The sequence below is a fragment of the Hominilimicola fabiformis genome, from assembly GCF_020687385.1.
Taxonomy (GTDB): Bacteria; Bacillota; Clostridia; order UBA1381; family UBA1381; genus Hominilimicola; species Hominilimicola fabiformis.
On sequence record NZ_JAJEQM010000006.1, the window covers coordinates 146,178 to 167,928 of the forward strand.

Genomic DNA, 21,751 nt, shown 5'->3' on the forward strand with positions numbered 1-21,751 from the left:
TATGAAGAAGAAATTGACAGCGGCTGTTTTGTCTGTTGTTATGTTGCTTATGTCGGGAAGTGTTTTTGCGGCTGGAACAGAAACAGCGGAAGAATCAAAATACAGCGGTGAATACGGTGCATTTGAACAAATGGCAAAATACGTTGCCGAAAGATATATAGACGATTCACTTACGGAAGAAGAAATAATGAAACAGGGTCTTTCAAAGTTGCTTGAAAATAATGACCCATTGTTGGTGCAGTTGTTAAAGTCAATGCTTGAAAGCCTTGATGATTACAGTGAATTTTACACTCCGGAGGAGTATAAGGCATTTCAGGATAAATTAAATCAGAATTTTTACGGTATCGGTATATCAATGAAAATGTCTGATGACGGTTATGTTGAAATTGTGGGTTTTCTCAATGAGGACAGTAAGGCTGAAAAAGCAGGACTTAAAATCGGCGACAAGATTTGCAAGGTTGACGGCGAGGACGTTACGGGCTGGAGCATATCCGAAGTGCGTAACAAAATAATCGGCGAAGAAAATACAAGCGTCAGAGTTTCCGTGTTGCGTGACGGGGAAGAACTTGAATTTATAACAACGCGTGTTGCGGTACATGAAAATTCCGTTAATTCGGCTGAATTGAAGGGTAATATAGGTTATATTCAAATTACAACCTTTAATTCGACAACTACCGATGAATTTACAGATGCACTTGATTGGATGCGTGAAAAGAATATTAAGAAGATAATTCTTGATTTGAGAAATAACGGCGGCGGTCTTGTATCGTCATCAGTTGAGATTGCACAGCAGATTGTTAAAAAAGGTAAGATAATCGACGTTAAATTCAGAGATACAAAGTATAACGTTACATATGAATCAAAGCTTGATAAGCCTGAATTTGACTTTGCGGTACTTGTAAATGAGCATACTGCTTCTGCGTCTGAAATTCTTGCAAGTGCAATTCAAGATTCAAAGGGCGGTACTCTTATCGGAACAAAGACTTTCGGTAAGGCGGTAATTCAAAATACATATCCGCTTTCAAACGGTTCTGTTTTTAAACTTACAACAGGTCAGTATGTGACAAGAAACGGTAAGGAAATAAACCATATCGGACTTACACCTGATGTTGAAGTTGAAAATACCACAGACGGAATAGATACATCAAAGTATACGCCGTTTGATTATACAACAAAACAATCATACGGTAATTCGTCCGATAATGTTAAAGCCGCAAAGGAAAGACTTTATCTGTTGGATTTCTATAACGGAAATACGGACAGTGATGTATTTGACGATGAATTGAAAACTGCGATAAAGGACTTCCAAAAAGCAAATGATTTGCTTTCATACGGAGTCCTTGACATACCGACTCAAAAGAAAATTGAAAAAGTTTTTTCAAAGATTGAAGTGACAACAGACAATCAGTTTGAAAAAGCATACGAATTGATGGGCGGAAATTTAGAAGATTTGAATTAGGCATTACTTAGACAACAGAGCAAAAAGCTCTGTTGTTTGCGTTAAAGACTAAAAATATTCCCATAGACATTTTGGAATAATTAAAATTACTCTGAAAAGAATATAGTTAGAGTATTAAGAAATGTCCGGAGGAATAGATATGAATAGTGTAATAATGATAACACAGTTTTTCTTTACACTTGTTATAGGAATGTATTTTTTCACAAAGCTGAGGAATGAAAAAAGCGACAGTGAAACCCTTGCAAACAATTCAAAAAAAGAGGCTGAACACCTTAATTGTATGCGTCATATACATTTATCTGAACCTGTGACGGAAACGGCAAGACCTAAAAACGTGAATGAAATAATAGGTCAGGACGACGGAATAAGAGCGATAAAAGCGGCACTTTGCGGTCCTGACCCACAGCATATTTTGATATACGGACCGGCGGGCGTCGGCAAAACGGCGGCGGCAAGGGTGGCGTTGGAATGTGCAAAGAAAAGTAACGGCACACCGTTTTCAAAAAATGCGAAGTTTATCGAAACAGACGCAACGATAATGCGATATGATGAAAGAAGCATTGCCGATCCGCTTATCGGCTCGGTACATGATCCGATATATCAAGGTGCAGGCGCATACGGCGTTGCAGGTGTACCGCAGGTTAAAGAGGGAGCGGTGTCAAAGGCTCACGGCGGAGTTTTGTTTATAGACGAAATCGGCGAATTACAGACTTGCCAGATTAACAAGCTGTTAAAGGTGCTTGAGGACAGGAAGGTTATGTTTGAAAGTGCATATTACAGCGAAGAAAACAAAAAAATCCCAACGTATATACACGATGTATTCAAAAACGGCATACCTGCAGATTTCAGACTTATCGGTGCAACAACCAGAAAACCGGAAGAAATTCCCGAGGCTGTTCGTTCAAGATGTGTCGAAATTTATTTTAACCCTTTGACAAGGGATAATATAGAAAAGATAATTTACGGTGCGGCTGAAAGAATAAAAATCAATATAGAACAAAATGCGGTTGAGATGATTGCACGTTATGCGAAAAACGGCAGAGATGCGGTTAAAATTCTTCAAATGGCTAAAAATATTATATTTCTTGACAACAGAAGAAACGTAACTTTGGACGATATTGCGTGGATTTTAAAAACGTGTCATTATACAAACGGATATATAAGCAGTGATGAAAAAATAATTGATATATCGGTCATAAAACCTAAATAAAAAACTGTAAAAAACAGTTGAAAATTATACGAAAAAATTATATAATATAAGACTATTTACGATTTATGAGACATACCAAGACGTAAGTAAAGGTATTAAGCCATTTCTAAGCGTATTAAGCACATCGTGATTTTAGGGTAAATGACGTATTTAGACCTATTAAAACGTATTAAAACGTAGTGCGTTAGGGTAAATTTTAGGGTAAGCTAAGCCCCTCGTTAGGGTAAGCTAAAATGGCGAAACAAATCACTTAAATTACTATTTTAAACTAAAGAAAATATCAAGAATTTGGTCGGCAATTACAACAGGTTCAATCCCTGCATTCTTGAAAATCGTAAAAAAATAGGGTAGGGGAAACTTAATTCCTCTACCCTAAAATTATAGTGTGTTTTCTTTCAGTCTAAGACCTATTCGCTATGTGGTTATCACACAACCCTCCATAGAACTCCACAAGACACCGAAAGCGAACCGACATCTTGTTTCCACGTTCAAAACAACCTCAAGTGTTGTTTGTGTTATATACGATTATTGGATTTTATGCTACATCATAAACCCAGTAATAACCTGTTGTATTAAATCCGTGATTGGCTACATTTCTTTTACAATAAGCTTGAATAGTACCTTTTTTAATACCGGTTATATCTGAAGCTTCTTTTGAGTTTTTATATGTATGTACGATATTTTTATTGGCATCTAATTGATAAACTATCTTAGATGTTACATCTTTTGGTTTCTTATTCTTCATAGCAAGTATCATTGAGATATGTTTATCGTCATACATTTCTTCATACATCCAATGAAAACCTTTATGTGTAATTGCTTTAAAATTACAACAATTGATAATTTTTTCTCTGTCAAAACTTTCTTTATCAACATACGATATATTTTTAAAAGATGAAACAATTTTAAAATTGGAATCTAACTGTAAAAGTTTATGTTTGTTCATCCCTTCTCTTGCGTATCTATCAACTTGAGTATATGGGATATAAGACCAGATATATCCTCCTGCCTGCTTAACACCATTATTATTTCTGCAAACAACATGAATATCGGACACACAAATGCCCAATTCCTCAGAAGCTCTTTGTGCATTATCCCATTCTCTAAGAAAATTTCCGTCTTTATCATACTGGTAGACTTTCTTTGAGGCATGATGTGTTTCTCCATAGCATGTTCTACCACCGTCACCACCAGAAGCAAGATTATAAAACTTATCAGAGTTTACGGCATCATGATAAAAAATCCAATATTTTTCTCGTGCATTTAGCTTATCTCTTGTTTCGCATTCTTCTATGATTTCTTTTGAAAAATTTTCTCTGCCATATTTATTAATTGCTCTTGACAATAAGATTCCACTACCAAGATAAGTTTTCCAATGGTCATACTTATCATATTTCTTTTGACCTATATATTTTTTGTTATTTATATGATTTGTCGTTATGTAAATGAAACCGTACATACTTGATATTATTACCTCCAATTTCACCATTCTATTAAAAAAAATAGAGCCTGCTTAATTTAGCAGACTCTATAAAATTTAGTCAACTACCTTTAACTCTCTCATAACAGGCTCAACAATTGAATGTATAAACCCGTTGCCTCCTCTGGCTTCGTAGTCTTCAAACAATTCCCAAAATGCTTCTTTTTCCAACTCAGACCATTCACCAACCACACGATACTTATTATAATAATTGATAAGAGTGTCTTTCAATTCCTTAACTTTGGTCTCGTTGTTTTTTCGCTCCATATCTTCAAGATTAGTAGCAATACTATTGACAGTATTGGTAAGCATCGAAAGTTCTTCCTTGATAATCTTATCATGCTTAATTGATTGCTGAGTATCTTCTTCGTGCTTTTCGTGTAATTGCTTTAAATCCTGAACTGTCTCAACTAACAATTCGTGGTCAGCCTTTCGTTGTTTCATTGCTCCTATTGGTTTATTGAAAATGGCACATACTTTACATATGACCTCATAGAATGTTACAATGATTGTCATTATCATAAAACCAACAATAATCCACGAAGTCAAATCTATATTTTGTAATTCTGATATTACTTCCATTAGCCCTCCTTGGTGTCTTACTTAATAGTACCTTTGCTTTGTAAAATATGTAGAACATTTGCAAATTTAATACAATCTATCCCACGAACACTTATGTCGTTTAGTAAATTTATTACCGTATTCATATCTTCAATTTGAAATTCCACAGTTTTTTCAACATTTTCAGCCATTATTCAACACTTCCTTTTTCTGCTTTTAACTCATCAGACTGTTGTTGAGTTATCATACCTTTTACTACAAACTTATCTAAATCAACATCAGTGTAATACTTCTTTGGATAACCATAACCTTCAAGATAATATTTTCGTATCATATTGTAATACATTATTCTTCACCTCCGACAAGCGTTAACATAAGCTCAGCGTTTTGTTCCTCGAGTATTTCAGTCTCTGTTTTAACTCCCATATATACAACAAATGTACCATCACGTTTGTCAATAATATCACCTGCTACAACAAAATCTGTTAATGGATAATCTTGATCATATTCAACTTCAACTTCTTGATATACTGCTTCTTCAGTTTCAGTGGCTTCAGATACAAGTTGTTTTTCGATTCTTTTTTCTTTAAGACGTCTTATAATACTTGCACCATCAGAAAATGTATTTACAAGAGTATCGTATGTAACATTATCTTGTTTACCTATTGTTATTTCGATACAATTTCTTTTTATACCACGTGTTATATATGGTCTTTCATATATCTCTCCTTCTTCTTGAATTTGAGTATCATTTATAATTAACATGATATATCCTCCTTTATAAATTATATTTACTTGTTAATACTACAGTATATATTTATACTACAGTACTACTATTTTTTTTATATTTGTAATCAGCCATAGATCTAACTGTGGATGAACTATTTTTATAAACAACATTTGTGACATCAACTACAGTACTGCTATCTTTTTTATACGATATAACTTTAGTTTTATCAACAGATCCAGTCCATATAACAAAATCAGTACTAACAGTAACAGTATCACCAGGATGATAAATCCCGGATACATCATTTAATGTTTGTTGTGATTCTGCAAGCCATTTATTATTATTTTCTAAGTCATATCTCTCTAACGTAGGATTAAGATATGAATAGATATCTGCATCAGGAAATGTATATGTGGTTCCAGTAACTAATACAAATATTGGGAAATTTAATGTGCTTTCATCATATGGATTAAAATCGCCAAGATCCCACATTAATATAAATTTAATAGGTTCTAATGTATGAGCTCGTTTATAAATATCATTAAGATAAATTATTTCTCTATATGTTACTGAACCTGATTTAGTAACTTGAACTGAAAATGTTCTGCATGCTATTGCGTGAGCTACATTATAATAATTCATAACTGTGGTATTAGTAGATGTATCATATACATTACATGTATCACTATATTTATAAGATTTAACGATTGTTGTATTTTCAGTATCTGAAAATAGACCACTATTATAACCAGTTTTACTGACTTCAGTATTATAATATAATTTACTCAGTTTATTAGTAGATTTAAAATTAGCACTAGTTATACCTGTTTTCCAATCTCCAACAAATGCTTTAAATTTTGTTGGAGATGGATACATATTAAGAATATCTGATGATATATTATTTATATTTATATAATTATATGATTTTGATATATTATTACAATAATAACCAATAATACCACCAATTATAGTATTTGAATTAACTTGTCCATCTTGAATTTGTACTGATATGTTTTGTAAATACATATTATAATAATTTTCATGATCTAAATATCCTATTGCACCGCCTACATAAATACCGTGAGGACATACTAAATCAGTAATAACAATATTTGAATTATATATTTCATTATTACCTTCACCTACTACATAATATCCTATTAATCCTCCTGTATATTGTTTATTGCTTCTAATATATGTAGAAAGTGCATTTACATTATGTACTTTTGCATAAGAAGCAGATACTAAGATACTTCTGCTTAAAAAACATCCAAAATATGAATTGGATTCTACTGTAGATGAATATGATGCGTATGAATAGTATCCATCTATTATTTCAATATCATGTATACGTATTCTTCTATTATGAATTGCCAAAATAAAAGATGCATAAGTAGAAGATTTATCTATTATGCGTGGATTTACTAAATAAAAATTTCCTATTGATACTTCTTCAGTAGTACTTGGAGCTTCAGTATATCCAAATAGTCCTATTAAATCAGAACTATTAACTGATGTGTCAATATTCATATTAGAGATTTTATAATAATTTCCATCAAATGAGCGTTTAAATCGATGAGATGAATTACCTATAGGTGTCCAATAATGATCAGCCAAATCAATATCTGCTGTCAACTTAAAATATGATGTGGCATAGTTTGAAATACCATTATTAATACCATATGCTAAATAAGCTAATTGAGCAGCAGTTGCAATTTGATATGGATTTGTAGAAGTGCCATTACCTCCATTGAATGAACTTGCTTTATAATCTGTCCATAAACCAGTCGGCATTTATTATCCCTCCTTTAAATTTATTAAGATGATATTTTAAACCAAATATCCCCGACCGACATTGTTGACGGTTGAGACGTTGCTACATGTATTTTTGTATTATAACCAGTTGAAGTACCTACTACTTTGTATTTAGTAGTTGAACTATTAGATGATTGAAGCCATACTGCTTTAGATGTCTCAATACCTAAATGTATATTAGAACCTTTAAGTTCCATTGCATCATCATATACCTCAGCTATATGAACATAATCGCCATCACCAAAATTTAGTTTTGTACCATAATTAGTATTATTCTTAATAGTTACATTGCCCGATAAAGTACCGCCAGATGTTTTAAGAAAATCAGAAGTACTTGGAATATCAGACTTAGTGGCTATTTCATTGCCATCGTAATACCATTTGCCACCCTGACTACTGGATATATACAATGGGTCAGTAGCAGAAAATTCAAATCGTTTACTGCTTGTATTATGTACCATATAGTAAACAAAATCAAATCCGTTATCAATATTCTTTTGAAAAATATCATTAAGTCCTGATGTGATTTCAGTTAATGAAGCATATCCATTAAATAAACCTGTATCGGAAAATGCTACATCACCAGTTAAAGTTAAATTACTTAATGATAAAGTTTCAACAAATTCAAATTCAGCAGGAGCTGGAGATTTAATGGAACTAAGAAACATAGACGCATCGGCACTTAAAGTTTCTACACAAGCATCGAGGTCTGTTTTGTCGCTTGCACTCATCAACCCTGAACTTGAAGTAGTAGCATTACTATATGTTTTTTCAGTTCCCCATATAGCAGTGCCATTTGCCGACCATTTTAATATTTGACCTGACGAGCCTCCACTTGGTATGTGTTTATTACCCGATGTAGTAGGATGTATGTAGTTATTAGCATTTTCAGCTATACCGTCTAATTTAATCTTGTCGGTAGATAACATTAAACCATCATATTGTTCATTGACGGAATCTGGCAAATCACCAAAGTTTACTATTTCATTTCCACCATAATATACTGGAGTACTTCTATTATCAATTTCAACAATTTTATTATTAGAAGAATTCCATTTTAGAAGATTAAAAAAACTATACCTTGCTGATGATTTGTCTAGAAAAGTTGAATTCAAAGAATCTACTGTAGACTTATCTTCCTTACTCATAAATCCGTCAGTATCACTCGTAGCATTTGACGGAGTATCAATCAAATCGTTATAACTACCTGTAAAAGCAACTTTTTTTAAATCAGAGAACCATTTTTGAACTTTACCAAATAGAGTAGAACTCTTTTCATTTGAAACAATATTTTCCCTTGCTGAAGCCTCTGTAAAAGCCACAGTAGTGTCAGAAATAGCCCCATTTGAACTGAGCTTATTGTCTACATCAGTCTTGTCGGCTTTGCCTTTTACGTCCGTTTGTAGGCTTGAAATTGCAGTTTCATCTTCGGTCAACCTATCCTCTAAGACTTTACCATTGCCATCATATACTGCTTTGGTGTGTGATATAGGATATACTTTTTCGTTATTTTGTGTAAAATATTTTGCTTTAGCCATTAAGTTCCTCCTTTCTAATTTTCAATATCATCTATCACGTAAACAACGTGTTCTTTTATGTAATTTAATTCCGACTGCAACGATTGTATAGCACTCTGCAATGTGTTGATTGTTGCAACTGAATTATCCATTGAATTTACGGCATTGTCTACCTTTGTATTAAGAGCATTAACCTTGTCATATAGAGCAGATACAATAGCGGTGTCTTGCTTTGAAATTGTTTGGTCAATGTCCAATCCTTTAAGAACCGTTAAAGTGGCAGGAGTAGTTGTCAATTTGTATGAATTATCTAACTCAAATGCAATTGAAAACGACACTGTTCCTGCGTAACGAGTGACATCATTTGTAATAGTCCAGCCAAGCTTAATCGAATTATCTTCAACAGTAACATCAGTGACTTTGTAAATATTCACTTCTTTGCCTGCGTTTACAAAATAAATATAAGCAGTCTTATCGGTTAAATCTGTTCCATCAAAAGTGGTCGATGGAATACTAATATAAACTGTTTCTGCATTATTTTCAGTTGCCACACCTATTGTCTGTAATTCAGGCGGAACATCAATTAAACGTTTGTCCATATCTGCCGTTATTTTAGGTTCTGTATTAGGATTAACCATCATAACTGACGGGGTGTATGCGGATGTTTGATTTTTTAAGCTTTCCAAGCTTTCTTTAAGAGACATAGCCATTACGAACTTGCCTCCGTTTCTTCTAACGGTTCATAAGTAATATCATCGGTAAAAGATATGTCGCCTTTATTTCCATCTATCTCGTTCTCGATGTTATTTACAACTATTTTTAAACCATTTAAATCTAAAAATTTCTTTTCTTCCATTTTCTTTCCTCCAAAACGAGTTATATATTTTTGCAAAAACATATAGTATCAAGCAATACAAAAAGGGAAGAGTCGTCACCCTTCCCTTAGAAATATGTATTACTTTGAATTAATCAGAGAATAAATTATTCAGTCACTTTTGTAAATAGAGCATTTATTTCATCTGTTGAGATTGCTTCAATAGCAACAGATTCAAGATCAGCCACTTTTGTTTTTAGTGTTGAAATATCACTTGTATTTGTTTTTACTGCACCATCAGCAAGTTCTTTTACTTTTGTATCTGCAACACCAGCCGCATCAAAAGCCGTTGTTTCAGCATATGCGGCAGACTTTAAACCTGCAACTAAAACATCTGTGCCATCGACAGCGACTGTACCGTCTGTTTTACCGGTAGCAACCGACTGAATTGCAGAATCGGCTTTATCAATAGAAGCTTGTACATCAGTGCCTAATTTTGCTTTTGTAACTTGAGCATCACCAATCTTAGCAGTAATAACTGCACCGTCAGCAAGTTCTGTTGAACCTACACCACCAGCAACAATTGTGGCACTAACTTCTCTTGTTGCAGAATCAATAGCAATCTGAACCTGAGTTGCATTGGCTTTTGCAGTGTAAATGTCTACAAGCTTACCAACATTAATATAAACTTTGTCACTTGTTGCATTAGATAGTGTCAATTCAAGGTATGTGCCTTCATCCTGCCCTTCAGGGTTAACAACCACTTTACCACTTGATACGACCATATCCTTTGGAATATCAACCGTAGCAATAGTTGCACCATTCTGAGTGAAGGTATAAGACTTTGCATATCCTTCTGTTGTTACATCTGTAGTAACTACAACCGCGTCTGCTGCGATAGCAGATGTCTTGGCAGTGTCAGCCTTATCTACAATATAAGCTTTGATTTTACTGTCATATGTACCAAGACCTGCGTAACTTAAAAACTTTTGTGTTTCGTTTGCCATTCTAATTTCCTCCTTGAATTTAATGAAAGTGTATAAGTTATGTATATATTGAACCTCACATGGCTAAAGCCACGTGATTCTTGGGAACTTCCTACTACTGTAAGAATATTTACCAAGCTATCCCGATTGTTCCAACCGTTCATATGTATAATTACTAAGTTACTTTCAACAATCGAAATCCTTCATTAAGTATATTCTTAGCAGCATTTATATCTCTATCATGGTGAGAATTGCAACATGGACAATCCCATTCTCTAACACTTAAATCTTTTGTTTCTTTATTAACATATCCACAAGTATTACAAATTTGACTACTTGCATAGAATTTATCTACTTTAATAATCTGCCTTCCATACCAATTAGCTTTGTATTCTAATTGTCTTACAAATTCTGACCAACTAACGTCAGCAATAGACCTCGCAAGTCTATGATTCTTCATCATATTTGACACTTGTAAATCCTCCAAGCAGATTACATCATTATTTTTAATAATTTCAGTAGATAATTTCTGTAAAAAATCTTTGCGTTGATTTGCAATGTGTTCTTGAAGTCTTGCAACTTTTATCCTTGCTTTATTACGATTTGAACCACCTTTTGACTTTCGAGACAGTTCTCTTTGCACTTTTGCAAGTTTAGCTAATGATTTTTTAAGATATTTATGATTTGAAATCATTTTACCATTAGATGTTATACAAAATTCTTTAAGACCTAAGTCAATGCCAATTGAATTATTAGTTTTTTCTAATGGTTTAATATCTACGTCTGTACAACAAAGTGATACGAAATATTTACCACTTGCATTTTGTGATATAGTAGCATTAAGTATTCTGCCTTGTGGTACTAACTTGTTTTTCGTTTTTACCATTCCAAGTTTCGGCAACTTAATATGTTTATCACAATATTGGATATTTCCGTTAGTGCATTTTGATTTATAAGAAAATTTATGTGTTTTCTTGCTTTTGAATTTAGGATAACCGGAATGTTCTTTAAAGAATTTCTGATAAGCTGCATCTAAATCTTTAAGTGAAGATTGGAGAGCAGTGGAATCAACTTCTTTTAACCATTCCAATTCAGATTTAAGTTTTTTCATATCATTTGCACACTGCACATATGATAAAGATTTTTTCGATTCTTCATATAACTTAATTCGTTTTGCTAAATATGTATTATATACAAATCTACAACATCCAAATGTCTTTTGAATTAATTCTTCTTGTTGTTTATTTGGATAAATTCTATACTTATAAGCTTTTTCCACCGACTTCACCTCACTTTCTTTTCTGATTTTGAATATACCTTCTAATTTGTTCTTCTGTATTTTCTGATACTGTTGCCACAAAATATGAAGGATTCCATAAGTGCCCACCCCATAGTGTCTTCTTTAATGTTTCTCCAAATTCTCGCATAAGTATCCGAGAAGACATTCCTTTCATTTTTTGGACTATGTTGGGAATATAATGTTGTGGTGAACAATTGATTAACAAATGAACGTGGTCTTTGTCTGTATTACACACCAATACCTGAAAACATTCATAAGTCGCAACCATATTTAGAATTTCCATTAATCTTTTCTCAATTTTAGAATATAAGATTTTATGTCTATATTTCACACACCAAACAATGTGATATTGAATTGAATATACATATCCTCTGCCATGAGGAACTTCCATAATTATCACCTCATGTGTATATTCTCTCTTTAGCGGCGATTCATCTCACCACTGAAGTGGCGAGTGTTCTCGCCTTCATTAATAAAACGCATTGTTAGCCGGCATAATGCGATTTATCCTAAATTATTTAAATAGATTTTCTATCTCTTCATCAGAGATTGTTTGTTTTTCAGTATTTGTTATATTTTCAACGGTTTCATCAAGTTCATTCTTATCTATAAATTCTTCAATCTTCTTTGACGAATATGTTGTCTTATCAGAAATAACATCATCATTTATAAAATTGTCATGATGTTCAATAATCTGTCCTTGTAATTCGGTAATTTCTTCTTCCAAAGCAATCAACTGAGCAATACGTTGGTCAAGTGCCGCCATAGATTCTGACGGTATAAATTGAGCCCAGTTCTTTGTAGGAATAATTTTTACCCTACAAGATTGTGTTTTCAGAACAGGGTCTTGAACTACACCATCTTCGTCCATATAAACTTGGTAAAACGATAGTTGTAATTCAATATCCCCATTTTCAGCAGTCATTTTTGAGCCAATAGGAAGCAAATATTCTAAATATTGTTCATCAGCATATTCTACCAATTCCTCAGACAAAGTTAAAAATTCTTGCTTATACAAATGAGAAATAGGGGAGATATATTCCAATGATACAGTCGTAAAATTTCTCATATCATTTCCGTCATATGTTTGTGGAATTAAAAATTGAATTTTACCAACCATATTGTCATACTGCATAATTGCTTCTTTGTGAGCTCCATATAATCTTCTATCGTTTAATAGAGTAATCGTGTACATTAAACCCTCCCTCAAAGACCAAACGCATTACAACAAAGCACTAAAAAAACTCCGTTTTCTACTGTAGATTCGAAATCGGAGTCCCAATACTTAACGTCTGTAATTATGCCTTTATCACAAAGGCTATCAAGAAAATTTCTGCCCCAATGGTCTGTTTTTCTATTCTTGTATTTTTCTTTTGTACCGCCTGTAAGCTTATCAACCAAAGCCAATAGTGTAGCCTTAGAAATCCAGACATTTAGTTTATTAACCATCCCGTCAATATCTTCAATGACTTTTGTTCCGTCAGAAGAACCGCCGTCTTTAGATGCTAAAGAGATGACATTTGGTTGCGCCCAATGAATACTTGAATTTGTTTTCTCGCTTGTCCAAGTACCGCCTGAAAGCAAATCGAGAACTCTAACCGCCTTTGCATTTGTTAAGAAATCAGTAAGTACCCATTGAGATGCATCTGTAATAATACCCTTCGTTACCAACTTATCCAAGGCAATCTTTTGAGGATTTTCTGCTTGAACAGTAATTCCTCCGGCAACAGCAAATTTAATTTCATCAAGTGGATAATATCGACCAGGACAATTACTGTCGCCAATCTCTCTATGTCCAACTATCTTTGCATTTGGATAACAATTCTTTTTAAGATATTGACATAACTCAATAATAGATTTCTTTTGTGCTTGTGGCATTGTCTTTTCTTTTGTATGATAATCACCTTCAGCACAAATGCCAATAGAACAACTGTTCATACCTTGAACGTGAGCACCAACCACATCAAGAGGACGTCCACGATAAATTGTACCGTCTTTTCTTACAAAGAAATGATAACCGATGCCTGTCCAACCATTTGAGACGTGCCAACTGTGTATATCTTGTGGAGTACATTTAACTGCTTCTGCGTGATGTAACGCTATAAAATCTGTGCGTGGACGCTTTGTAAAGCCACCGTGCCATTTATAAGCAACTTCAATTATATTCATAGCAATCTTCCTTTCTTTAATTTTTGCACAAAAAAAAGAACATTCGTATAGAATGAATGTTCTTTTATTTATCACTGTTAGGCGTAGTATATGTAAGTGCCGTTTTGCTATCTGTAATGCCTGTTGTAGTTGGGTCAATAATAGCATTATAAACACTCGTTGCCATCAACAGCAATACATATGGATTAGAAAAAGCTGTCAATATTACATTGCCTACTGCTTGCCATGTAGTTAGGTCTTGCGCCGTAATTCCCATATACCCAAGTACAGGGACAAAAATAGCAACTACAATTTGTACCCAAAACATCGGATTTTTAATTCTTACTTTCCAGTTAATGTTTGTCATAATAAATCCCTCCTCTTAGAATGTTAATAACACTTCTATTTCTCCATTTGCACCATCAATAGATGCAACATATTTTTTTGTCACTTTACAAAATGCTTTCTTTAAAGCTGGTATATCTTGCGATAACATATACCCAACCTCATCATCATAAGGTAATTTGCCACTTAATGTGGCACCATCAGGATAATCCATATCATCTTGTCTATCGTTATTCAGTATAAATACTTCGTCCACATCACTTTTTATTAGTTTTCCGTAATACCCATCTTTAGCTGCCGAAGTGGAATATGTTGTTATGTCAGGGTGTAGTGCATAAATAAGAGTTCCTACTTCGCTTTGATTCTTTGAAGCATTATCGACAATTTCATTTATAGAATTAATAATACAATTTTTGTCAACGGTTTTTAGCATATCCAATGTTTGATATGGTAATGCTATTTTTTCAGAATTAATACACCAATCACAATCATAATTACTAATTACATATTGACTTGCCGGTTCTTCAGAAGAATCATTATAAACAACGTTTACTGTATAATAACATAAACTAAACTTCCACACTCTTGTTTCAATAGCATCTATAGTGTCTTGAGAAATTATTGAATTAGATGTTGTAAATTCTAAATGTTGCGTATCAAAATTAAATTCGCAATTAATATATGTCTTGTTTTCTGTAATAGGAATAAAAGAAACATTTGTCGTATTGTAAGGAAGATACCCCCTTTTTACAGTATTATCAAAAGGAATAATACCTTTGTCAAAAGTAATCTTGACTTCTTCTGAAGTTGTAGGATTTGTTAGTTTTGGGGCTGGCAATGTTAAATTCATAATATTACCGCCAACTGTCCACACAACTTGTTTACCATATACATCATCTCTAAGTCCTTCCGCCAAATCAATCATTTCAAGATTATCACCACTTGCATATTTATCAATGGCACTTCTCACATATTCTGTGGTTGCAACTTGTCGTGAATTATTTGATAGAGACGGAGTAGGTGCTGTCGGTGTTCCTGTAAAATTAGGTGAATTAATACTTGCATAATTTGAATAATCAAAACTGCCTGTCAAATTGCCGATATATAACCAATTATGATTGCCATTATCATCTCCTACACAAAAATACACTGAGAATGTATTTGAGTTAAGATAAAAGTCGCCTACATTTGCATCAACACTATTGTTTATTACAGGGGTACTTAAATTAGCGGTGTGTGTCAATACCTCACCATAATGCCAAATACCGCCTTTTGACATACCATTAAGTTCCTTTTTTATGTCATTCAAAGATACATTAACCTTCATATCAGTCCTTGCTAATTCATTAATGGCAGATATAAAACTTGACTTATCAATAGTCTGCAAATCAGCTAATCCGTTTATTTTGATAACTGTGTTCTGTGATACATTTTGATACGTATATGGAAAACTCTTAGATACATCGTTTAGAAAGTATCCTTGACCTGTATTAAATCCATAACTAAATTCTATCAATCCTAATACAAGCGTTGCAATATTTCCCTCAATAGAAGATGTAATATCATCTGATTTAACTAATTTAAAATCAAAAGTTTTCAACTGTACATTATAATCAACTACCGCAAAAAGTCTTGATATATCTTCACCGTACTCAATCTGATATGTTGCGATTGTTTTACCCTCTGATACAACCCTTGTTCCATTAAGAACAAAGGCGTTTGTCAAATTTTCTATATCAACGCTTAAAACACCAGAACCACCTTGCATAGTGACATCAACTTGAGCAGGATCAATATCAGAGGAAAGTGTATAACTATTTGTTGTACTTCCATATAATTCTCTGTTGATTTTATCATCCGCATTTTGTCTTGATAGACTTTCATTTTCCACCAAGGTAGTTATATCTTGGTCTCCAATTTGTCTATTGTAAATCTCATCACTTAAATCTGAATTAGTCTGTTTAATCCTATCGAGAACATCATCTATTGCACTCTTTACAATTTTGGCTTGAGGGGGGAGAGTGCTTGTATTGTCAAGTTTTGTTGTAACTTCATCTTCCATTACCGCATTATCAAATACATTCAATAATTGTTGCTTAAAATCTGCATTATCATCATTTGTGTCAATATCTTTAATTGCTGCAATTAAATCTCTTAACTCTTCAAGTTCATTTGTTTCAAATGACTGAATCAAATTCAATAAGTTTTGAATAGTCACACCTGCTTGAATAAAAATATGTGCATCTTCTTTTAAATCAATATGTGCCATTTAATCACTCCTTTCTACCAAATATGATAATCTACTTCAAATTTGCCACCCATTCGATGTGTACCAGCATCTAAATATATATCATTTATAATATTAAATGACAATACATTATTTTTAAATGTTATTGTATTACTATCTATATATTGAATAATATTTGGATAGGTTGCATAACCGTAACGAGCAAGTAAAGAATTGTATGATATTCTATATTTAAACTCATTATTGTCCCACCAAAAAATAATTTGAGATAATGAATTTGTTTCATTAATGCGTTTAACATTTAAAATGCCCCAATGCATTGTATTTGGAGCGTTGATATTTATAGAAACCGCAATGGTTTCTTTGAATGTGCTATTCCCACTACTTTCTGAAGCTTCTGCTTTTAGTTGTTGGTTTTCGTGGACACCATAAGAAACAACTGATACATATTCTTGAACATATTTTTCAATCGCATCTTTAAATTCACTCATCAACGTAACATTGCTTGTATCTATATGTAATGCCACTATTTATCACCGTCCTTTTCTGTTTGACATAGATATTCTGTTCTTGAACCAAAGGTTTGTCCAATATATTTTTTTAATCCTTGATTACTAATATACATTCGGACAAAATCATTTGGTTTGATTTTTATATTTGTATAGTTAGGTATATTTTCATATACTTCCTTTGTAGTCGTATCTTTCAATGTTGCGTGTAATCCGTCATCAGAAACGCTTTGCACTTTTAAATCCTCAAATGTTTCAATATTCTGATTTTTTAAATATGTTGAAACTTCACTTTGGATAATTTGACGTATCATATTTACATATGCAATAACTGTTTCATCATTAAAATCTATTTTTTCTTCCTCTTTGTCTATCAAAAGATCACCTCGTTAATATTTGTCATTGTCAAAGATGTCGTTGCACCACTATCCATATTCATTGAAATAGAGTCAATGACATAGTTTTCGTTGTTAATACCCAAGCTTGGATAATTAACCATAACAGACTGGTTGACATCGAATATAGGATTATATGTGCAAGATAAATTCAATGTTTTCGTACCACGACTAAAATTAATCAATTCATACATTGCTCGTGACATACACAATGAATCAGCATATAGTTTACTATCATTTATAACTTCTGGTATTTCGCCATTATACTGAATACAATAGTCTGATTTCAAATTCTTATTTTCGGCAATAGCACTGAATTGATAACCGTTGGCAATAGCACCTTTAACAACAACTTTATTTCTGACTTGTGATGTATTATAAACAACATTTGCCGACACAATATCTTTGTCGTTTTCCTCAAAACGATATACAACAGGGAAGTTAGATGATATAAACTCATTAACATTAGAACTAACAACCATATTGCCAAATTCGTTGTAGTAAACATCGGAAGAAATTGTTTCGCCCATACTTGTAAATATCTCACTGACTTTTGTACCGGCATCTTGCTTTATAGTGTAATATGTATTAACGTCCGTATATTCACTATTAAAAATAATTGGTTTTAAGTCAAATGGTTTGCCATTTCCTCTGTCGCTTGCCAATAGAGAAGTAAAAGCATTCTTCATTGGAACACCAACAGGAATGATTGTTTTTAAACTCGTCGTTCCATAAACACTGCCATCGAATAAGCCAAACTTATCACATAATGATAATGAGATTGTTTGGTTTGAATTTTCTCTTGATAATGTAGGGTCTTTAAAAACAAATACTCCTTGTTGTTTCCAATATATTGTGTCACCAATAACAATACCAGAATCAAATCTAAATTTGCTTCCCGTCCATATTAATCCCTTAATCGGTTTAGGCTTCCACTTATTATCTATATTTGCAAGAGTAATATTCATTGTACGTCTTTGACCAGTCTGATATGTAATACTTAAACTTGCCGACATTAAATCATCGCTTGCGTCCATTGATATGTTTTCATCTTCGTCCAACAAATACAATCTAAAAACAGGTATAACTATATCAGCTTTGAACACTTTGAGTATTCTCTCAAACCCAAGTTTGCTGAACGAATTTAGATATACCTGTTTTGTTATATTTGCAATATTAATATTATGGATACTGTCAACTACATATCCGTTCTTGTATATGTTCATGTTAAACCACCGTCCAAAAGGGGAGAAGCAAGGTATTCGTGATATTTATTGTCTGAATCAACTTCAACTGTATCTTTCAACAAAGCTCCTTCGCTATCCGCTAAATATTCATAATACAATGGATTAATCGGCAATGTCATACCCAACACATCAACCGTATCAATATCATTTAACTGATTAAATGTGAACGTAACAGAAACATCGTGATTGTCATTTGTATCATATTGAAATGTTGGATTAGCATCTGTATCTCCAATAGTAATCAATCCTCTTAAATCTATGAGCATTTTCAAACTGTTACTTGATACAAAATTCTCCCAATTTATAATGTCGTCATAAGTATCTATATATTGACTATCACCTGAGCAATCTATTTTGCCAAGTAATCCTGTAATAGACATCGTTCTCTGCTTTCGATTACCGCCAGTCGCTTTGCCATAGGCATTTTGGGTCTGATAAAATGTCTTATCCGTATTCAACGTGTAACCGTCATTAGTTAAATTAATATCTAATTGCCATATATTATCTTCGTCAATAGTATAAGTATTATCTTCTTCTGTAGGAACAAGTCCGATTACAGAGACTGTTCCTCTATGTAGTTGGATTTTATCCGATACAAGAGGAGAGATTGTTTTGACATTTACTTGCACACCATTAACGTCCATTGTATTATTACAAATACCAAAAATATAATATTGGTAATCACATAAATCTCCAACAGTGAAATCTTCTATCACACGTTGAGTAGGATTTTTAGTTTGGCATACTTTATGTAACGTATCTTGTTCGCCCAAGGTTTTATAAACTTGAAAATGGTCAATATTTTCATATGAACCATCAAAGTTACTTCCCACTAACGTATCATTAAAGTTTGCCAACAATTTTGTATCAGAATTCCAACTATAATTCCCATACGCTTGTGTTAATGTCTCTTTTAAATCATCAGAATGAGAGCCTTCGTCAATGCCAAAAGCATTGTATGTAACTCCGCCGAACAATTTTACTTTTGCCATTAACTATCACCTCCAACAGTCTTATTATCTTTTTGAGACATATTTTTTAAATAAACATTCTCAGTTTTTGTATCTATAATTACAAGCCATGTTTGTTCGCTCAAAGGTGTTTCCGTGTGATAATATAAATTATCGCCATAATTTATTTCACCGTTCATATACAAATAAGGAACAGAATAGTCCACTGTTTCTTTTGTCATGGCTTCATTTATTGCCTTTTTCTTATCTCCGACAGTCATATTGTCCCAATTTTCATATGGGGAGAACACTCGTCCGTACGAAGAGTATCCTGTACTTGGATTTTTTACTGATAGATAAAAATGCACACCATCCCACTTTAATGAAGTTGTTGTTCCATCATCCTCTGTAACTTCAAATATTGTACCGGTATAATCAGAGTCAATCCTGAATGTTGTATATATTGTACTCTTGCCAAACGATAATTCCTTTTCACCGTCTATAAAATCATATGTCAAAGAGTTGCCTTTATCCAAGTGACATACATTATTAGAGACAGTCAATGTAGTATCTATTTTATCAGTATCCTTATTATATGCAAGAAACTGATGTCCACCTTCAATTTCTTCATTAGCAATAATAGAATGTAATTCACTGAAATCAACAATTAAAGAATTATGTTTTCTGTATTCCTCAATTTTAATGTTCATAGGGTAGGAGATAGAATTATACTCTGCTTTAATATAAATTATTTTTTCAAATGTAGAGCCAACACTATCTGTTAAAGACAATGTTAATCTATACTCATTTCCACTGATAAATTTATCATATTGCCAATCTATATTGGTTGAATATATGTTGTTTGAATAAGAAACGGTTGAATATTTTGTATCCGATTCACGTCTTTCTAAAAGAAAACTATAATGACTAACACTTATTCCTTCGGATTGTAAATACTCACCAGTGATATGCAAATTGCTATATGATAAGGATAGGGGAGCAAGTTGCGTGTTTTCAGATAAATCTATCTCTCTTGTTACATTTGTTCCGTTCACACTTTCAAAGTTCTCGTACAATGTAATCGTAGGAGGTGTGTTTGTATCAAAGTAATATTGGTCTGTATCTATGTAATTACAATATATTGTATATGTATCATTGACAGAAACCTTAAGTTTACCACTTACAACCGCATAACCAAATTTAGGTTCACCATATGTATCTAAATCATCCGTTGAGTTGAACCATTTGACTGTCTTGTCGCCTCTCTCAGGGTCTTTTTTATATGCGTCATATTTTGGCAAAAAGTAATAATATTTTTTGATTTTTGCAAACGTATTCCCAACCTTAATATAGTAGTTCGCATTTTCATCATATCGTGTCCACAATTCTTTGTGTGGATTATTATCGGAAGTTTTTGTTAATGTACAATCCTTAAAATACATTTGCGTATGAGGATTTATCTTTAGAATTCGATTGCCATTCATTTCAGAACTATTCAAACCATAATATGTTCCTTGATTAGATCCTACGGACTCAGCACCTGATAAAATTTCCATAACAGTACCTTTACCAATCCAAGATGATGGAACATATGTTTTCTCCTTTGTAGGATCAAAACTGTCCTTTTCGTATATTCTCATCTTCCAAGTGTACATCTCGCCGGCACCAAATGAAAACGTGGTTTCATCACTTGTTCTATTGTTATCCGATTTGTATATCTTATATGTTGGAATGTTATTCTTAATAGGGTATGTAACCAACGAACTATAATTATTTTCTTGCAAATTTTGTATATCAAAATTATCAAAGTAATATTCATAATTGTTGTCATCTATCATTAATCGTGCTTTTGCAATCTTTCCGCTTGATTGTAATTCACATTGAAAATCAACTTTCTCATTTGGATTTACAACTTCTGCGTGTGGATATTGCAATGCTGGTTTTCTAAGCAAATGTTTCACCGTTACTGAAAACTTATAAAAAGTTATAAACCTTTATGTTTCATTCCTACTTCATCGTATATGCTTTTGACATGAT

The 21,751-nt window shown here is 32.9% G+C and carries 23 protein-coding genes; 2 read left to right on the top strand and 21 right to left on the bottom strand.

Annotated elements, in window-relative coordinates; all coding sequences use genetic code 11:
* Position 1: 1 nt before the first annotated feature.
* Together LKE05_RS06030 and LKE05_RS06035 are read left to right on the top strand one after the other, a co-directional pair.
* A complete protein-coding gene (locus LKE05_RS06030) occupies positions 2–1,459 on the top strand; it encodes a S41 family peptidase (protein ID WP_308456251.1) in 1,458 nt (485 codons plus the stop codon).
* A gap of 139 nt (positions 1,460–1,598) precedes the next feature.
* Complete coding sequence (locus LKE05_RS06035) at positions 1,599–2,669, top strand: ATP-binding protein (protein ID WP_308456252.1); 1,071 nt, start codon at positions 1,599–1,601, stop codon at positions 2,667–2,669.
* Positions 2,670–3,204: 535 nt separating this feature from the next.
* On the opposite strand, the gene LKE05_RS06040 is transcribed toward LKE05_RS06035, so the two are convergent.
* From LKE05_RS06040 to LKE05_RS06140, 21 genes are all read right to left on the bottom strand, one after another.
* The gene (locus tag LKE05_RS06040) at positions 3,205–4,158 is read right to left on the bottom strand and encodes an NUMOD1 domain-containing DNA-binding protein (RefSeq protein WP_308456253.1); all 954 of its coding nucleotides are present in this window, start codon (positions 4,156–4,158) and stop codon (positions 3,205–3,207) included.
* Between the two features lie 48 nt (positions 4,159–4,206).
* A complete protein-coding gene (locus tag LKE05_RS06045; protein WP_308456254.1) occupies positions 4,207–4,731 on the bottom strand; it encodes a hypothetical protein in 525 nt (174 codons plus the stop codon).
* A 17-nt stretch (positions 4,732–4,748) separates the two neighbouring features.
* Positions 4,749–4,901: a hypothetical protein gene (locus tag LKE05_RS06050; RefSeq protein ID WP_308456255.1), complete on the bottom strand. Its 153-nt coding sequence runs from the start codon at positions 4,899–4,901 to the stop codon at positions 4,749–4,751.
* Positions 4,901–5,056, bottom strand: coding sequence for a hypothetical protein (locus LKE05_RS06055; RefSeq protein WP_308456256.1), 156 nt, complete (start codon positions 5,054–5,056; stop codon positions 4,901–4,903). The genes LKE05_RS06050 and LKE05_RS06055 overlap by 1 nt, the downstream gene beginning before the upstream one ends.
* Positions 5,056–5,475, bottom strand: a complete 420-nt coding sequence (locus tag LKE05_RS06060) for a hypothetical protein (protein WP_308456257.1) — start codon at positions 5,473–5,475, stop codon at positions 5,056–5,058. Before LKE05_RS06060 ends, LKE05_RS06055 begins: the two co-directional genes overlap by 1 nt.
* A 52-nt stretch (positions 5,476–5,527) precedes the next feature.
* On the bottom strand, positions 5,528–7,234 hold the full coding sequence (locus tag LKE05_RS06065) for a hypothetical protein (protein ID WP_308456258.1): 1,707 nt from the start codon (positions 7,232–7,234) through the stop codon (positions 5,528–5,530).
* Positions 7,235–7,257: 23 nt separating this feature from the next.
* Positions 7,258–8,793 (bottom strand): hypothetical protein, encoded by a 1,536-nt coding sequence (locus LKE05_RS06070; RefSeq protein WP_308456259.1) that lies wholly within the window; start codon positions 8,791–8,793, stop codon positions 7,258–7,260.
* 14 nt (positions 8,794–8,807) lie between these two features.
* Entirely contained in the window at positions 8,808–9,482 is a 675-nt protein-coding gene (locus LKE05_RS06075) for a hypothetical protein (protein WP_308456260.1), read from the bottom strand.
* Positions 9,482–9,628, bottom strand: a complete 147-nt coding sequence (locus tag LKE05_RS06080) for a hypothetical protein (protein ID WP_308456261.1) — start codon at positions 9,626–9,628, stop codon at positions 9,482–9,484. The genes LKE05_RS06075 and LKE05_RS06080 overlap by 1 nt, the downstream gene beginning before the upstream one ends.
* A 125-nt stretch (positions 9,629–9,753) precedes the next feature.
* On the bottom strand, positions 9,754–10,593 hold the full coding sequence (locus LKE05_RS06085) for a hypothetical protein (protein ID WP_117967574.1): 840 nt from the start codon (positions 10,591–10,593) through the stop codon (positions 9,754–9,756).
* Between the two features lie 154 nt (positions 10,594–10,747).
* Positions 10,748–11,851, bottom strand: coding sequence for an IS200/IS605 family element RNA-guided endonuclease TnpB (tnpB, locus tag LKE05_RS06090; RefSeq protein WP_349164517.1), 1,104 nt, complete (start codon positions 11,849–11,851; stop codon positions 10,748–10,750).
* Between the two features lie 10 nt (positions 11,852–11,861).
* Positions 11,862–12,266, bottom strand: a complete 405-nt coding sequence (gene tnpA, locus LKE05_RS06095) for an IS200/IS605 family transposase (protein WP_308456275.1) — start codon at positions 12,264–12,266, stop codon at positions 11,862–11,864.
* 120 nt (positions 12,267–12,386) lie between these two features.
* Complete coding sequence (locus tag LKE05_RS06100) at positions 12,387–13,067, bottom strand: hypothetical protein (RefSeq protein WP_308456263.1); 681 nt, start codon at positions 13,065–13,067, stop codon at positions 12,387–12,389.
* Positions 13,068–13,078: 11 nt separating this feature from the next.
* Entirely contained in the window at positions 13,079–14,041 is a 963-nt protein-coding gene (locus LKE05_RS06105; RefSeq protein WP_308456264.1) for an N-acetylmuramoyl-L-alanine amidase, read from the bottom strand.
* Between the two features lie 64 nt (positions 14,042–14,105).
* Positions 14,106–14,387 (bottom strand): phage holin, encoded by a 282-nt coding sequence (locus LKE05_RS06110; RefSeq protein ID WP_308456265.1) that lies wholly within the window; start codon positions 14,385–14,387, stop codon positions 14,106–14,108.
* A gap of 15 nt (positions 14,388–14,402) precedes the next feature.
* Positions 14,403–16,634: a hypothetical protein gene (locus LKE05_RS06115; protein WP_308456266.1), complete on the bottom strand. Its 2,232-nt coding sequence runs from the start codon at positions 16,632–16,634 to the stop codon at positions 14,403–14,405.
* A gap of 14 nt (positions 16,635–16,648) precedes the next feature.
* Complete coding sequence (locus LKE05_RS06120) at positions 16,649–17,140, bottom strand: hypothetical protein (protein ID WP_308456267.1); 492 nt, start codon at positions 17,138–17,140, stop codon at positions 16,649–16,651.
* Entirely contained in the window at positions 17,140–17,499 is a 360-nt protein-coding gene (locus tag LKE05_RS06125) for a hypothetical protein (protein WP_308456268.1), read from the bottom strand. The genes LKE05_RS06120 and LKE05_RS06125 overlap by 1 nt, the downstream gene beginning before the upstream one ends.
* Positions 17,496–18,743: a DUF5048 domain-containing protein gene (locus tag LKE05_RS06130; RefSeq protein WP_308456269.1), complete on the bottom strand. Its 1,248-nt coding sequence runs from the start codon at positions 18,741–18,743 to the stop codon at positions 17,496–17,498. Before LKE05_RS06130 ends, LKE05_RS06125 begins: the two co-directional genes overlap by 4 nt.
* Positions 18,740–19,756, bottom strand: a complete 1,017-nt coding sequence (locus LKE05_RS06135; protein ID WP_308456270.1) for a hypothetical protein — start codon at positions 19,754–19,756, stop codon at positions 18,740–18,742. The genes LKE05_RS06130 and LKE05_RS06135 overlap by 4 nt, the downstream gene beginning before the upstream one ends.
* Positions 19,756–21,666, bottom strand: a complete 1,911-nt coding sequence (locus LKE05_RS06140) for a hypothetical protein (protein WP_308456271.1) — start codon at positions 21,664–21,666, stop codon at positions 19,756–19,758. Before LKE05_RS06140 ends, LKE05_RS06135 begins: the two co-directional genes overlap by 1 nt.
* Positions 21,667–21,751 lie beyond the last annotated feature (85 nt).